10 protein-coding genes and 1 tRNA gene are annotated in these 16,341 nt (G+C 34.5%); 10 read left to right on the top strand and 1 reads right to left on the bottom strand.

Annotation, left to right across the window (positions count from 1 at the left end; genetic code table 11):
• Nucleotides 1–78: 78 nt before the first annotated feature.
• Both ACXAHI_RS08500 and ACXAHI_RS08495 read left to right on the top strand, forming a co-directional pair.
• Nucleotides 79–393, top strand: coding sequence for a YggT family protein (locus ACXAHI_RS08500; protein WP_270179827.1), 315 nt, complete (start codon nucleotides 79–81; stop codon nucleotides 391–393).
• Nucleotides 394–553: 160 nt separating this feature from the next.
• Nucleotides 554–626 (top strand) — tRNA-Ala (locus ACXAHI_RS08495).
• Between the two features lie 157 nt (nucleotides 627–783).
• Here ACXAHI_RS08495 and ACXAHI_RS08490 read toward each other — a convergent pair.
• Complete coding sequence (locus ACXAHI_RS08490; RefSeq protein ID WP_474847160.1) at nucleotides 784–1,191, bottom strand: endonuclease domain-containing protein; 408 nt, start codon at nucleotides 1,189–1,191, stop codon at nucleotides 784–786.
• Nucleotides 1,192–1,585: 394 nt separating this feature from the next.
• On the opposite strand from ACXAHI_RS08490, the gene ACXAHI_RS08485 reads away from it, so the two are divergent.
• The 8 genes from ACXAHI_RS08485 (at nucleotide 1,586) to ACXAHI_RS08450 (ending at nucleotide 16,340) form a co-directional block, all read left to right on the top strand.
• Nucleotides 1,586–3,412: an AAA family ATPase gene (locus tag ACXAHI_RS08485; protein WP_474847159.1), complete on the top strand. Its 1,827-nt coding sequence runs from the start codon at nucleotides 1,586–1,588 to the stop codon at nucleotides 3,410–3,412.
• The gene (locus ACXAHI_RS08480) at nucleotides 3,399–4,397 is read left to right on the top strand and encodes a hypothetical protein (protein ID WP_474847158.1); all 999 of its coding nucleotides are present in this window, start codon (nucleotides 3,399–3,401) and stop codon (nucleotides 4,395–4,397) included. The genes ACXAHI_RS08485 and ACXAHI_RS08480 overlap by 14 nt, the downstream gene beginning before the upstream one ends.
• Nucleotides 4,398–4,983: 586 nt before the next feature.
• The gene (locus ACXAHI_RS08475) at nucleotides 4,984–5,976 is read left to right on the top strand and encodes a DUF4062 domain-containing protein (RefSeq protein WP_474847157.1); all 993 of its coding nucleotides are present in this window, start codon (nucleotides 4,984–4,986) and stop codon (nucleotides 5,974–5,976) included.
• A gap of 214 nt (nucleotides 5,977–6,190) precedes the next feature.
• Nucleotides 6,191–10,099 carry an nSTAND3 domain-containing NTPase gene (locus ACXAHI_RS08470; protein WP_474847156.1) on the top strand — a complete coding sequence of 1,303 codons (3,909 nt, stop codon included), beginning with the start codon at nucleotides 6,191–6,193 and terminating at the stop codon, nucleotides 10,097–10,099.
• Between the two features lie 73 nt (nucleotides 10,100–10,172).
• Complete coding sequence (locus tag ACXAHI_RS08465; protein WP_474847155.1) at nucleotides 10,173–10,625, top strand: hypothetical protein; 453 nt, start codon at nucleotides 10,173–10,175, stop codon at nucleotides 10,623–10,625.
• Nucleotides 10,626–11,388: 763 nt separating this feature from the next.
• The gene (gene ltaS, locus ACXAHI_RS08460) at nucleotides 11,389–13,356 is read left to right on the top strand and encodes a lipoteichoic acid synthase (protein ID WP_474847154.1); all 1,968 of its coding nucleotides are present in this window, start codon (nucleotides 11,389–11,391) and stop codon (nucleotides 13,354–13,356) included.
• A gap of 245 nt (nucleotides 13,357–13,601) precedes the next feature.
• Complete coding sequence (locus tag ACXAHI_RS08455; protein WP_270179815.1) at nucleotides 13,602–13,922, top strand: metal-sensing transcriptional repressor; 321 nt, start codon at nucleotides 13,602–13,604, stop codon at nucleotides 13,920–13,922.
• Nucleotides 13,923–13,934: 12 nt separating this feature from the next.
• On the top strand, nucleotides 13,935–16,340 hold the full coding sequence (locus ACXAHI_RS08450) for a heavy metal translocating P-type ATPase (protein ID WP_474847153.1): 2,406 nt from the start codon (nucleotides 13,935–13,937) through the stop codon (nucleotides 16,338–16,340).
• The last annotated feature ends 1 nt before the right edge of the window (nucleotide 16,341 follow it).

Genomic DNA, 16,341 nt, shown 5'->3' with positions numbered 1-16,341 from the left:
ACTGGAAAAAAACGACACGTGTGCACGAGCTTCAAACGGGGTAAAGGAAAGAGACGACTGGTCAAAAGGGTGATAACAATGGAACAAAGACGGAAACCGTCATTTTTAATAGCGCTCATTCGTTTTATAGTAGGCATCGTAGAAGCAATCATAGGGCTGCGCATCTTACTGACGCTGTTCAGCGCGAACCCCTCAGCGCCTTTCGTGCAGTTGATTTATGACTTATCAGAACCACTGCTCTATCCGTTTCGAAATATCTTCCCGACACGAGAATTCGGGGATCAATTTGTGATTGAGTTCTCGGCAGTGTTTGCACTGATTATTTATAGCATCATCGGTTCTATTCTGGTGAGAGCGATCGTTGCACTTGAATCGGGAGCGGGGAAACGATAATAGAGGAAGGACGTCGTTGGAGCGGCGTTCTTTTTTGATATGTAATAGGGCAGCCCAAAATGCATATTATTGGAGAATAGTACTTGATGGATGTAAGCCGTTTCAGTATAATGAAAGCTAGCTGGAAGAACAGTTTGTTGTACAATGAACAACATAATACGGGGCATTAGCTCAGCTGGGAGAGCGCTACACTGGCAGTGTAGAGGTCAGCGGTTCGAGCCCGCTATGCTCCATCAATGGAAACCCTTGCGGAAGCAAGGGTTTTTTCTTTTGCATTTTTAGAATCAAGGGGAAGGGTCTAGTAATCGATGTAATAAAAAGAATGACATTATTGTAGGGATCAGATAGCGCCTATTCTACTTTCACTATATTGTTTTAAAGAATATATGTTCACTTCACGTTTACTTCTTTTTCTATTTGATATAGAACGAGGCTCATTTTATTATTTATTTGTCGACCACTAAAACGCATTACCTTCCATCCGCTTTTTCTTAAATAAGCATTTTTCCTTCGATCATGCTCTCTTTGTTTTACTGAAGAATGAAATAATTTTCCATCGCATTCAATTGCAATCTTGTAAGCACGTAATACGAGATCAATTCGGTATGGTCCACAAGGAACTTGGGTTTCCAGTTGGTAACCATTATGTCTCAATGCTCTATATAGTCGACGTTCGATAGGGCTCTCACATTTTCTGAATTCCATATCTTGTGGATGCGATGTTTCTCTTGGATTGTGCATATAAAATATGATAAAACTGCTTAATATTAAACCGAAGAATACTAGATAATCTACCATTAATAACACCTTTGTTTTTTTATTAATTATTTACAATAGCACTAGATAATAATCAATGGTTACATCATCTAGGTTTCTTAATTATGGATGAGAGTGAATTAGTAGAACTGTCCCACTGATTCCCAGTAAATGCTGTTGAATGAGAAAAAGGTTGCAAAAAAAAGCGGAAAACAACGCATGTTGATATGTAGAATTATATACAAAACTAAACTCATAAAATCATTGAACTTCCCCATGGAATTCTATAGTAACTTTTGCAAATTAGTGGTGCTATTCAATTTCGTTGGGATCATCACATCATCTAAAAGGTTTATAACTATTAATCACGAAGTTATATTAATAATGTAATATTATTCTCTGTCTTTATTAAAAAATACTTATAAAGGAATTAACTATGGAGATATTATTTGTATGGATAGACGAGTATAAAAATTTAAAAAATCTCTCAATGAATTTTGGTAGTAATTACGCATTTTCATTTGATGAGAAAATTCTTGCAATACATAACAATGAACTGTATGTTGATGAATTTTACAAAATTCCAGGACATTCTCCTAAAGATAGTCTAATTGTCAAAAATATCACTGGTATAGTTGGTGAAAATGGTACGGGAAAATCCACAATTTTAGACTTCCTATTACATTTAAATTGTGATAAAAGCTTTAGCGATAGCAGTTACTTAATCGTTTACGAACATAATTCTAAATTATATTATGAATATAGTGTTATAAACTCTCCTGATAAAATTTTAAAGGTTTCCAACTACACTGATGTTAAATTAAGGTCAAAAAGATTCTATTCAATTAAAAAGAGTGTTCTATTTTTCTCAAATATATTCGACGCAAGGGCTGCGAAGGTTGAAGACTTTGATGGATATGATAATTTAATAAATTTATCAACTAATTATTTGAGTAGTAATTCCAATGCTGAAAGTAATTTAAGATTTTTAAATGAAGAATTCACTAGACAAATATACTTTGTAAAGAAATTTATTGAGTCGTTAGACATCAAAGATTTTGTTAATATCCCAGAGAATATAACCATTGAGGTTCAAAAATTTGATATGGAAGGATTTAACCATTACTTTGCAGAAGCAATATCTATATTTGAGGAGGAAGGAATCCCTACATTGTTGGATGAATATAAAACTAATATATTTAAATATAACTTTCACAATGCTTTAATTCACTCAACTTTAATAGATATCAGTGATTATATAACAGGGATTGATAGTAAATTATACGAACACTTTACAGATGCGGTGATAAATTTCTCTTATCATATATCTGAAAACAATCAATATCAAAAATTTGATTCTCATTATCTAGAAGATTTACTTGATCATATCGATGAAGAAATGAAAACCCATACTAAGACTGGTATATTTAAAAAATATATTAGTCAGCTTAATGAAAGAATACAATTAAGGATTATGCTACTAAAATCACTAGACAATATGGAAGTAGTATCTGTTGGTGATTATACTGTTAGAATCCGAACAGAATCTGATACACTGACAGATTTTTTAGAGATATATAATAAATTATCGATTAGATATGCTTTCCTAGACTTTACTTGGTCTGAACTTAGTAGTGGGGAATATGCTTACCTAAGTCTTTTTGGTAGGCTTTATTCAGCAAAAGAGAGTGATAAATTAGCTGAAGAGGTTATTTTTCTTATAGATGAAGGCGATCTATATTATCATCCACAATGGCAAAAAGAATGGCTTTACTATTTTTTGAGAGGAATAAACAAAATATTTTCTGAGATGAAAATTCAGGTTGTTTTAACGACTCACTCTCCATTTGTGCTTTCAGATCTTCCGAGATATAACGTGATATTTCTTGAGAAAACCTCCAATAACTTAACTAAAATAAGCGACGGTCTAGAGGGCAGTCAGGTTACATTTGCTGCAAATATACATAGTTTATTGACTAATTCATTCTTTATAACAGGTGGTTTAATTGGTCTTTTTGCAAAAGAAAAAATAAATTTTCTAATACATGAATTACTTACATATTCAACTCAACATATAAAAGACAATAAAAATAGGATAAAAAATCAAATTGATATTATAGGAGAACCAGTGGTAAAAAAGAAATTATTAAGCATGTTAGAAGAAAAGGCGAAATTGGAAGTGTTAGATATTGATGAAAAAATAATAAAGCTCCAAAAACAAATTAATCATTTAAAAGGAATAAGAACTGATGATGAAAGTTAATATGACTTCTAAAGCGTTAGATAGACATTTGGAATTTGGTTATTTTAAAAGGGATGGTAGACGACGAGAAACCTTGTACGAATGTTTGAACAGTCATATTGAAATTGTAGAAAATGTTTCTATTAAAGAAGTGCTAGTATTCCTATGTAAAAATCTGAGAAGGCTCCTTATTGGCAGTCCATATTCTCTTAGCTTATTAATTAAAGATGTTGAGGAGAAAATAAATAGATTAAATATCAATAGAGAAGAATTGAATATAGTTTTAGATAATATTTTCGGAGCAGAATATGATTACTTTGTTAGTAGGGCTCCAGGGTCAAAAAATCTTTGGTGTGCCTATGCTTATGTCAGAGAATTAGATATATCAGTGTGCCCTTATTGTAACTCTCAATTTATATTCCGTTTTGAAAGTGATGATGGAAACGGTAAAACTAGGCCAGTTCTTGATCATTTTTTTGGAAAGAGTTCCTATCCATACTTAGCAATTTCAATTCAAAACTTAGTACCATGTTGTAAAGTTTGTAATTCGGATTTTAAGAATACAGAAAATATGTCTTATCATAAATATATACACCCATTTGAAAAAGGGTTTGGTGATGATATCACCTTTAAAAAAGTACTTAAAGACGGAGGTGATCAAGATCATCTAAGTGCCCTTTTGGGAGAAGGGTTCGATTTCTGTTTAGAACTGGATTTAACTAATACTTCTAAAGATTTAAAAGAAAAAGCACAGAATAGTATAAAATTATTCCATATAGAAGATATATACAATGGTTTTCACAAGACCTATGTTCAAGAAATTATCTTGAAATCAAGAATTTATAATGAGGCGTATAAGTCACAGTTGCACTCAGCCTTTGGTAAAATATTTAGAAGTAAGGAAGAATTGCATAATATATTAATTCCTCATGAAGATAGTTCAAATAAGACTATATTATCTAAGCTAACAAAGGATATTTTACAAAATGAAATTAGTGATAATTAGTAGTTTGATGGTGAACTACTAACTATATTAATGGTAAAGTATTCACTTTCTGAATTTAGAATTTCATCTAAAACCAGATTGTGAACGCTTGTATTTCTACTAGAGCGAAAATCATTAAGTTTTTTATTCTTATCATTTGATGAACTAACTGAAAATCATATTCTCTAAAGAAAACTTCATTAGCATTAAGCCTTCATGATAAACTAGGCTTGGGCCAGTCATTTTCTGATTAGCTATCTGTTTTTTCTAATTTGTAAGCACTTTTTGGTTGCATAAAAATAAAATGTAGTAATTGAGCCAGCTCTTTCTTTCAATATTGAAATACAGTAGCATTGAATTGGAGAGGGAACAATTGATGAGAAGTTGTTTACAGAAATCGTTATTGAGATTCGGTAATAACTTCTTTAAAAAATCGTGAACTTTTGTGTTTGGTTCATTTATGAAAACAGATATTGCTTATGAAAAAGGCGATTCAATAAAAAAGCATTATTATTTTAAAGATTCATTTGATATTAATATCAATACATAAAAATACATATTAATGCATACTAATGCATACGTAAATTTAGTGAGGAGAAAAATTGAAATGCAAAAAAAGTTACAAGTCTTTATTTCATCTACATTTGAAGATTTAAAAGAAGAAAGACAAAAAGCAGTAGAAGCAATATTACACTTGGATCATATTCCAGCGGGTATGGAATTGTTCAAAGCAAGTAATGTATCACAACTTGAAACAGTAAAAAAATGGATTGGTGAGTCGGATATTTATATGCTGATATTAGGAGGTAGGTATGGAAGTATTGAACCTGAAAGTCAGCTTAGTTACACAGAAGTTGAGTACGATTATGCTATTGAAAAAGGAATTCCAGTCTTTGCTGTAATTTTTAAAGATGCTTATTTGTATGGTAAAAAAGCTACAGAACAAAATCTAGAAATATTTGAAAAGGATAATAAGGAGAAATTCACAGCTTTCAAAGAGAAAGTCAAGATGAAAATGATTAGAGAACTTTCAAGTATTGAAGAAATAGCTACAGAGATTGGAAAGTCTATAAACTATTTTGAGCGAGACCCTAGCATAGAGTTTAGAGGATGGGTTAGACCAAGTGTAAACACTTATCAAGAAGAAAGCCACTTAAACTCCAATAATAACCAAAAGGACAGTGATTTATTAGAGGAAATAATAAATTATTTTGAGGATAAGAATAAAATAGATATCATTGAAAGGATATCGACCTATTGCTCATATGAACGTGAGTGGTTCTTTGACTTAAACGAATTTTTGGAAAATAGTAAAAAACCTTCAAATGAATTTTTAAATGATAAATTACAACAAGAATATAATGTTTTTCTACGAAAATTAGAGAATTTTATATTGTTTTTGTCATTAAATTTCTTTCAAATTAGAGGTGACCGGCATTCTGAAAGAAAACATTTATATCCGGATCTTAACCCTGATATTTCTGGTGATACAGATAATGGGGAATATTACTTTAAATATTTGAAAGAATTCAAACAAATTTCAGATGAGGTTTTAAGGGAATATAAAGTATTTATTAGAAAGGCTCGTAGGTTGATTTAAAGAGAAAGAAAAATTATTAAGGGAGAGGGACAGGTTCCTTGTCCCATTTAATATGTCTAAAAGCGATGATGTTTGTGAGTTCACTAAGCCACTTTAATTCTGTGTGCAAAAGAAATTACTTCATGCACTATGATTTATTAAATCATTGTTGGATCGGTCTGCCTGTCCCACAGTACTCCAACCCGTCCCGTTGATTCCTAAGAAGGAGGGCATTATGTCAGTTGAAATAACAGGCCAACAAGGTTATGACTATCAATATTTAGTAACAGCGTATATAGCATTGTCTCACATAAGGGAAGGTAAATCTAAACTGATTGTAGAAAAGAAAAATGGCGAGGATGCCGAGCTAATAATTGATGACGACTCTAAAGAAATTACCCTTGAAATACAGGTTAAAAGCACAAGAAAAGATTTAAACTTAGGGGAATTAACTTTTTGGCTAAATCATTTTCCAGAAAACTCATCAGAAAACAATCTTATTGAAAGACTAAAAATAGATGATAATAAAATAGCATTATTTGTAACAAGAGCTAGAGGAACTGATTTAATTCGTCCTTTTTTAACACAAAATATTTTAGAAAATAATGGTACATTCAATAACGACTTATTAAATGAAATTGTTAATAATCTAGAGTCTAGTAATCATTCAGACTCGAACTTGAAGAAGAAACGATCTGAGTACTCTAATATGCAAGCTAGATATTTTAAAAGCCATAAGTCTATCTTGCGAAATATTTGTAAACGAACCTTGGTCTGGGAAATGGTTAGTGAAGATACAGTGCTAGATAAATGTTATGAAATAATGAGCAAAAAATTTTTTGTGCCCTCTAATAAAGCCGAAAGTGTGCTACCAGTAATTATAGAACTAGTGAAAAAAGCGAGAAATGAGCGTATAGACGTAATCCCATCAATCACTGAATTTCTTGAAAAATACAATGTAAACCAAATACACTTAAATCCTGTTAATGTAGATAGAGACGATATACAAGAAAAAATAAGAATACTAGAAGAAAATAATGTACTACTATTAACAGGAATTTCATTTTGCGGTAAAACCCATATAGCAAAAAAAATTGGAAGCGAATTACAACTTGCTGGGTATAATTGCTTGATTGAATCTGATGTTAAGGAAGCAACTCGTTTTTTAATGCAAAATTCTTTGGAAAATAGGTTATGTATTATTGAAGACCCATTCGGTCAAGTAGAGCTAAAGGATAATTATTACGAAGCTTGGAGTTTGCTAGCAGATTTGATTAATAATTTAGGATTTAATAGAAAAATTATTGTAACCTGCAAAAAAGAGTTACTTAGAAGACTCTCCAATTCAAGTAATGCTTCTGATTGGAAAGTTGCAGGGAATGCATGGGTAGATCTAACAGTAAAGGATCACATTTTTATTAAAAACGTTTGGGATGCTTATTGTTTTGAGAAAGAAATTCCAAGTGATATTGCCAATTTGGTAAGTGATGGCCTTAAAGTAATGCCGAAGGATAACTTATTACAGCCTGGCCAATTAAAACATTTAGCTTACCAAAATAAAGCAGAGTTGTTCCAAAAGGATATTGACGACTTAATTCGAATTGCTACAGTTGATGGAGAGACACTTGGTATGTATTTTGATTCAAAGTCCAATGATTTCAAAAAAGTTCTAATTGCTTTGGGCTTAGGGTCTAGTCCTAGCCAAATAATTAATACTAAAGAGCTTACGTATATATTATCTGATACCGAGAATCAACCTAGTTTAGTTTTCCTTGAAGAAGATTACATTACTATGGATATTCCGGGAAGGAGGTCAAACCCTTCTTTTCCTACATATGATGTTGATACAGAATTACCAGACTGGATATTAGAACAATTAGATGAGTTGGAAGTTCACGGGTATATATCTATAACAGGTGATAATATCCTATTCACTCATCCAACCTATCATCAGGCAGCAAAATATGTAATTAATCATCAAACAAGATTAAGGCTTCGAGGAATATCCAGTATTTTAAATAAAGGTATAGCTTGTCTAGTACCTGGTACAGCATTTATATTTACAGAACAATTAAGAGGATTATATTCTCATTATCTTTCCAATGAAGAATTTAAGGAACAACTGAAATTGTTATCATTTAAATCATTAAACTCAATTTTCCCATCTGTAAGAGATTCAGCATTTATTTTTCTGGTTTCTATTATTGAGGATTTAAGTGATCACTTCCAAAAGAAAGTATATAGGTTCTTAAAAAGTGAAGATATAGAAAGTAAAAGGGTACTTTGGCAAAATGGCGAACCTTGGATTGATATTACAAGTTCATATAGCTTATTGGATGGTATAGATAAGCTTTTAGGGTTCCAAAAGGAGTTGGACGTTGAAGAGGTAGCTAAAAAACTAATTTATCCCAGCGAATCAAAAAGGGTGAGTTCAGAAGAGGCATGGCATGTTGCATCAAGTGGATTTTTGTTCGATGAAGAAGTAGATAATCAACATTTCATAAAACAACTACTAACCTTTAAAGATTCATTTATACGTTCAAGAATTGCTTTCACGGCTATTAAATGCTTAAGTAATAAAGAACTTGCAGATATTGTGTTTACAGATGAACATCCTAATGTTGTTTATCAAGCTATAAGGGGAGCTTTAAGCGGGTGGAACGAATTCTCTGAGACCCATCGTGCTTTTTTATTAAGAAAAATGAAACAAGCAATGACAAACAAAATCGTAGTGGCGAAAATAAGCCCTTTCTTGATTGATTTTGGGGATAATTACGGTACAGATCATATAGATTGGGATAGTTTTACTGAAAATGAAAAGAAAGAAGTTTGGTGGGTATGGAGTCAAATTTTCCATATGTTTTTAGAAGCTGTACCTTATGAATTTGTTTCTCTAAATGAGTATCATTTATTTGATACAGTCATGAAATCTGCTAATTATATTGGTTCAATAGATGTATTAGAAATATCAAAATCATGGTTAAGTTGGATAGAGAAGCAACTGGATAGTAGGTTGCTCCATGAGTCTGGTTATGCAGTTTGTGATTACCTTCTTAAGAACACTAATCCCGTTCAAAGGCAAGAATTATCTGTAAGAATTTTAAATCAAAGCGATACCAATTTTTTGACAGTTGCATTTGCTGAGTACATCAATCAATGGGATTTATTAAGTGAGGAAGAACGCCAAACTATATTAATTTTGTTACAGAGTAGTAGAGAGGATGTTAGATGGTTAAAGGCTATTAGTTTGACAAGAACTAATGTACCTGCAACAATTTCTTCTGCTTTAGTAGGAGATAATTGTATATTCGATAAAGAGATTGATGATATTATTAAAAGTTTTCCCGAAAATCTTCTTACTGATTGTTTGAGAGTATTTACTGGTGAGCCTCAGCCGCTTTGGTGGTTAGGCTATCACCATACAAAAGGTACTAAATGGCCACAGATATTACAAAACCTCTTAAAAACACCTGAACATCTGAGTTTTGATCTTGCATTTAAAAATTTCCTGGAGCGATTTATTGAAGGTAGGTTCAGTAATGAGCAACGAAAGGAAGCTTTAGAGGATTGGAAAGATCTTATACTCAATAAGGATGATATTCATGAAAGGATGTTTCGAGAATTAGAATATAAATGCATTTCCTATAATGGAGCAGATAGTGAAGATTTATGGAAAGTATTTTTTGAGAATCTTGATAATCAAAAGAAATTACACTATTTGAAAGAGATTACTCAGAATATTGAAGCATATATTTACTTTGATGAAATTTATGAAGTTTTTGGAAAGAAACTATTTCAAGAAGAGATTTTACCTAAGTTACCATTTGATAAAATGATGATAGAGATGATTCTTCAAACTAAAGATATTCTTGATGGTGGGTTTAAAATAGAGCATGTTATGACTGTCGTAGAGGCGTTATACTCTGAAAAATCACCAAGGTTAAATTTAACAAATGAAATTGTAGAACACTTTTTTAGTGAAGTTGAAATTGAAAAACAAAACGATTTATTAAGATTAATTAAAAAATCTAATGAACAAATTACTAAAGAAGGGAAAAAGAAAAGAGAAAGCATAGTTGAAGATTATTATAAAAATTACTCTTATTCTATTTCAGACTGGACTTCCAAATATCAAGAAAAGTAGCTTTAGTAAACTTGTAAGTATATTAAAGTAAGAAGATTATTTATCAATATTTATAATTGAAGGAGATTCCATAATGGAATTTAAGGATGTTGTTATTAATATAGCAATTGGGTTAATTAGTGGGATAATTTCAGGTGCTGCTGTAAGCGAGTATTATAGGTCAATAGATCGGCAAAAGGCCTTGAGAACAGGCTTGTATGAAATGCATATGTACTTATCAATTGTCAGGTATGCCTTAGAGGATGCAATAAAGGGAGATTATTCGACTATTACTAATGTGTTAAGAAATGAACCTTATCCATTACTTGATAAATTTTCTGAAGAGGAAAAAAAGAATATAGGAGAATCTACTCTTACTGGAATATATAAAGCAAATACAGTAATTAGTGATTTAATAATAATTTTCCTTAGGGATGAAAGAACCACGTTCAACAAGACAGAACTGATTAAATTAAAAACAAAAGCATTGCAATCTTCGTTAGACTTATTAACTGCTAGACAAATCCTCTTGAAGAAAGGCGAATGAACTGGATAGTACCAAGGAAATCTTAACTGTCCTTTGATAAATTTATACAACGTTAGATGATGGAAGGGATAAAATAACATCTTTTAGAAATTGCCTATATCAGTAATTTAACCAGGCAGTACTGAAAAACAATTTTCATAGTTTTAAGATGGACAAACACTGCTACATTGGTTAAATATTGGTCATGCACTATGGATAACTAATGGAAATTATTGAGTGAAAGTGTAAGAGTTAAAACGATATAAGTCTTGTTAATGTAGGCATTTAAAACATTATAGCTTACTTTAATTAATGTTAGCTTCTACACTGGCAGTGTAGAGGTCAGCGGTTCGAGCCCGCTATGCTCCATCGATAAAAAAGTAACCCCTCTTGCAAAAGCAAGAGGGGTTACTTTTTCTTTGTAAATTCGACTTCCATCCGTGGTAATTATTAGGAGGGTTTCTATAATGAAATCCTCTTTTTTATATTCAATTAATGTAAAAGCGAATAATTCAGTCAATCGCTAAACTTTCCTTTTAACTATAAGAAAGCAAGGATCTAATAGGCTTCGGCGGTATCGATTATCAGAATGATTCCCTGAAATCCACCAGCTATTTCGAAAACTTTTAGCAATATCTACTCAAAAATTTATTAAATACATCCTTCAATACATATTTGACATTAACTCAATATGGTCGTATCATACTCGAGTATTAACCATTATCCAATTAATTTACATTTATTTCATAAATCATATTAAGCGGTGCATTCCGCTAGGAGGCTGATGACAGTCATGTTTGAACAATTAAAAGGCCAGTTGAATAAGCCGTGGACATTGTTCTTTGGCGTCATTCTATTATTCTGGTTAAAAACCTATGCAATCTATCAAACGGAATTTGAATTGGGTATCAAGAACGGTATTCAGTCATTTTTACTTTTATTAAATCCAATAAGTTCATTATTGTTCTTCTTTGGGTTTGCACTATTCTTTAAAGGACGCAAACGATTGTGGGCAATGCTGATTATCGATTTCTTGCTCTCATTTGTCCTTTATGCAAATGTTGTTTACTATCGATTCTTTAATGATTTCATTACGTTACCAACCGTGATGCACTCGAATGATGCAGGAGAGTTAAAAGACAGTGCATTTGCGTTGATGCAATTCACAGATGTTTTCTACTTTATTGATACACTGCTAATCCTTGGATTGATTCTGTTTAAGGTTGTGAAACCACAGGCACCATTGAGAAGAAAGAAGATCGCGATGATCTTTGCATCAGCAGCAGTCTTTTTTGTGGTCAATCTTGGTCTAGCTGAGACGGATCGTCCGCAGCTTTTGACACGTTCGTTTGATCGTACGTACCTTGTGAAGTATCTTGGACAGTTTAACTATCAAGTCATCGATGCAGTTAAAACAATTAAATCAAACTCTCAAAGTGCTTTAGCGAGCAGTGATGATTTAACGGAAGTAATCAACTTTGTTGAAGCAAACAGAACGGAACCGAATCCTGAGTACTTCGGTAAAGCTGAAGGAATGAATGTGGTTTATATTTCACTCGAATCCCTCCAAAGCTTTGTTATTGGAAAAGAAGTAAATGGAAAAGAAGTAACACCGTTCTTAAATAGTCTTATTGAAGATCAGAATACGTTCTATTTTGATAACATTTTCCAACAAGTTGGACAGGGGAAAACGTCTGACGCAGAGTTTATGTTGGCGAATTCACTTTATCCGTTACCAAGTGGATCTGTAGCGATGGAGAAAGCGCGTAATACGTATCAAGCGCAGCCTGCGATTCTTGAACAAAAAGGCTATTCAACTTCTTCTCTACACGGAAACGGGAAAACGTTCTGGAACCGTGACGAAATGTATAAGTCATTTGGCATTCAGAAGTTCTTTGACTCAAGCTACTATGATATGAACGAGCAGGATGTTCATAACTATGGTCTGAAAGATAAGCCATTCTTTAAGCAGTCCATGCCTTATCTTGAAAGTCTAGAGCAACCGTTCCATGCGAAGATTCTTACACTATCGAACCACTTCCCATTTACGATGGATGAGGGAGATGTTGATTTCCCTACGCCTGAAACAGATGATGCAGTGGTAAATGGCTACTTCCAGACGGCGAAATACATGGACGAATCGATCGAACAATTCTTTAATGACCTGAAGAAATCTGGTCTTTATGATAATACGATGATCGTCATGTATGGAGATCACTATGGTATTTCGGATAACCACAACAAAGCCATGAGTGAAGTAATGGATAAAGAAATCAATCCGTACGAAAATGCACAATTGAAGCGTGTGCCACTTTTCATTACCGCACCTGGGCTTGAAGGAAAGCAGGTACACGAATACGGCGGGCATATCGATATTCGAGACACTGTTCTTCACTTGTTAGGTGTAGAAACAGATGAGTTCATTTCATTCGGTTCAGATCTTCTATCAGAAGATCACCGTGAAATTGTACCGTTTCGAAATGGTGACTTCGTAACACCTGAGGTCACTTCAGTAAACGAAAAATGCTACGAGAATCCTACAGGTGAAAAAGTAGATGGTGAAGCATGTGAACAGCCTGGCAAGTTTGTCGAAGAGTCTCTTGAACTCTCTGATAAAGTTGTTTACGGCGATCTCCTGCGCTTCTACAATCCAGAAGGTTTCGAGCCTGTTAATCGTGATGATTACAATTACAACGTTAATCAACTAGATCCTGAAAAGGAAGCACCCCAATCTCAAGAAAAAAAGAAATAATAAGCACTAAATGAAAAAGGTTCCGGTCATCGTATGATGATCGGAACCTTTTTTTACTAATGAAGACAAAAATAGTGACTATATCTTCAGCGTTCAGCGTTTCTGTTATGAGTTAAAGGATTACCCCTTAAGGGTAAAGTAGATACATATTAGTATTCACTATTAAATACAAGGTGCTTCACTTGACCAATATACCTAACGGGGGTATATTTGAAGTAAGATATTGAAAAAAGGAGATGACTACTATGAACAAAGATTTAGATCTTGAGCTTCAACCAGATAAACAGCCATCTGAGAATCGGACCGAAGAAGAAAAGCAGCAGCTGCAAAATCGCTTGAAGCGAATAGAGGGGCAAATTCGTGGGATTCAGAAAATGGTCGGTGATGATCGTTATTGTGTGGATATTCTGATTCAATTATCAGCCATTCAAGCTGCTCTAAAAAAAGTAGGATATACCTTACTCGAAAGGCATACAAAAACTTGCGTGGCAAGTTCGATTCAAGAAGGCAATGGTGATCATCATATAGAGGAATTGATGAAAGTAATTCAACAATTCTCCAAATAAGAAGGTGATAAAATGGATGCTGGAAAGAAAACGTCACTCGATATAACAGGTATGACATGTGCTTCATGTTCGCAGCGCATTGAGAAAGTACTAAACAAAATGGACGGCGTTGAAGCGAATGTAAACCTTGCGATGGAAAGAGCGGATGTTCAGTTCGACGAACAAAAAGTTAACCCTTCTGACATCGTCAACAAAATAGAAAAGTTAGGATACGGGGTTCGTGAAGAACAAGTTGAGCTAGACATCCATGGGATGACCTGTGCTGCTTGTTCAACTAGAGTCGAAAAAGGATTGAACCGAACCTCTGGAGTAGCGTCAGCTTCGGTAAACCTGACAACAGAATCGGGAGTTGTCGCGTATCAGCCTGGTGCCATTACGGTAGGTGAGATCATCGAGAAGGTAAAGAAACTAGGGTATGATGCCGTCGTTAAAGAAGATCGAGAAGAGAAGAAATCGCACAAGGAAGAAGAAATTAAAAAGAAAAAAGTAAAGCTTGGTATTTCGGTCTTGCTTTCACTACCGTTACTATACACCATGATCGCTCATCTTCCGTTCGATGTTGCTCTTCCATTGCCTGACCTCTTTATGAACCCTTGGTTTCAATTTCTATTGGCTACTCCTGTACAGTTTTATATTGGTGCTCCGTTTTACGTAGGTGCTTACCGTGCTCTTATTAATAAGAGTGCCAACATGGATGTCCTCGTAGCTCTTGGGACATCTGCTGCTTACTTTTATAGTGTGGTGGAGGGTATTCGATTACTACTTACGCCAGGGTACCGTCCGGAATTGTATTTTGAAACGAGTGCTGTTTTAATCACACTAATTCTTGTCGGGAAGTTGTTTGAAGATCTTGCCAAGGGCAGGACGACGCAAGCGATCACGAAGCTTCTCAACCTGCAGGCGAAAGAAGCGAGTGTTTTACGAGACGGCGAAGAAGTGAAGGTTCCAGTCGATCAGGTAGTCGTTGGTGATACGATCATCGTCCGGCCGGGTGAAAAGATTCCAGTGGATGGCAGCGTCCAAAAAGGGAAGTCCTCAGTAGATGAATCTATGATTACAGGAGAGTCGATCCCTATTGAAAAGACGGACGGTGATGCGGTCATCGGTTCAACCATTAATGAAAATGGTACATTGACGATCACAGCTGAGAAAGTAGGAAGTGATACTGCATTAGCAGGAATCATCAAAATTGTAGAAGAAGCTCAAGGTTCAAAAGCCCCTATTCAAAGAATGGCAGATATCATCTCAGGTATTTTTGTTCCGATTGTTGTAGGAATTGCCTTCATAACGTTCCTTGTCTGGTATTTATGGGTGAACCCATACGATTTACCTCAGGCACTAGAAGTTGCGATTGCCGTTCTCGTGATTGCTTGTCCATGTGCACTGGGTCTAGCAACACCTACTTCGATCATGGTAGGCACAGGAAAAGGTGCTGAAATAGGTGTGCTGTTCAAAGGCGGCGAATTTCTTGAGGGCACACATAAAGTCGATGCGATCTTGTTAGATAAAACAGGAACGATTACGAAAGGGAAACCGGAAGTAACGGACTTCACAGTGTTTGATGGAGAAGAACAAGAAGTCTTATCCTATCTTGTAGCCGCAGAAAAAGCCTCGGAGCATCCACTTGCTAGGTCGATCGTTCAATACGGTGAACAAAAACAAATCAAAGTGGATGAAGCTGAGAGTTTCGAAGCGATTCCGGGGCACGGTATTACGTCTCTGATCGACGGTAAGAGGGTGCTGGTCGGAACGAGAAAATTAATGGAACGAGAAAACATTCAGTACACGCAACATGAAGAAGTGATGGCAGCTTATGAAACAGAAGGAAAGACCGCTATGTTCATCGCCATCGAGCAAAACATTAGCGGTATCATCGCCGTTGCTGATACAGTGAAAGAAACATCGAAACAGGCGATACAAGAATTACGAAATCTCGGTATCGATGTTTACATGATTACTGGAGATAATAAACGCACAGCAGAAGCTATTGGAAAACAAGTGAACATCACAGGTATTTTTGCAGAAGTTCTTCCAGAAGACAAAGCAAACAAAGTAAAAGAGTTGCAAGGTCAAGGGAAACGAGTTGCCATGGTTGGTGACGGGATCAACGATGCGCCAGCTCTTGCAACGGCTGATATAGGGATGGCGATCGGAACAGGTACCGACGTTGCGATCGAAACAGCTGATGTTACCCTTGTTGGAGGCGACTTAGAGCATATTCCAAAGGCAATTAACTTAAGTCGAAAAACGATGAAAAACATTCGCCAGAACTTGTTCTGGGCACTATTCTACAACTCGATCGGTATCCCGATCGCTGCAATTGGTCTATTAGCACCGTGGGTAGCTGGAGCAGCAATGGCATTCAGTTCGGTATCAGTTGTGACGAACTCACTTCGATTGAAGCGAGTTAAATTATAAT

This window comes from Anaerobacillus sp. ABD4_527 (assembly GCF_056160805.1).
The sequence above is the reverse complement of the archived record's forward strand: the minus strand, read 5'-3'. Positions and strand labels throughout refer to the sequence as shown.

Bases quoted from the DNA above. Each gene is read 5' to 3' on its own strand.
- ACXAHI_RS08475 (WP_474847157.1), top strand. From the start codon at position 4,984: ATGCAAAAAAAGTTACAAGTCTTTATTTCATCTACATTTGAAGATTTA.
- ACXAHI_RS08490 (WP_474847160.1), bottom strand. From the start codon at position 1,191: ATGGTAGATTATCTAGTATTCTTCGGTTTAATATTAAGCAGTTTTATC.
- ACXAHI_RS08450 (WP_474847153.1), top strand. From the start codon at position 13,935: ATGGATGCTGGAAAGAAAACGTCACTCGATATAACAGGTATGACATGT.
- ACXAHI_RS08470 (WP_474847156.1), top strand. From the start codon at position 6,191: ATGTCAGTTGAAATAACAGGCCAACAAGGTTATGACTATCAATATTTA.
- ACXAHI_RS08500 (WP_270179827.1), top strand. From the start codon at position 79: ATGGAACAAAGACGGAAACCGTCATTTTTAATAGCGCTCATTCGTTTT.
- ACXAHI_RS08455 (WP_270179815.1), top strand. From the start codon at position 13,602: ATGAACAAAGATTTAGATCTTGAGCTTCAACCAGATAAACAGCCATCT.
- ACXAHI_RS08465 (WP_474847155.1), top strand. From the start codon at position 10,173: ATGGAATTTAAGGATGTTGTTATTAATATAGCAATTGGGTTAATTAGT.
- ACXAHI_RS08480 (WP_474847158.1), top strand. From the start codon at position 3,399: ATGATGAAAGTTAATATGACTTCTAAAGCGTTAGATAGACATTTGGAA.
- ACXAHI_RS08485 (WP_474847159.1), top strand. From the start codon at position 1,586: ATGGAGATATTATTTGTATGGATAGACGAGTATAAAAATTTAAAAAAT.
- ltaS (WP_474847154.1), top strand. From the start codon at position 11,389: ATGACAGTCATGTTTGAACAATTAAAAGGCCAGTTGAATAAGCCGTGG.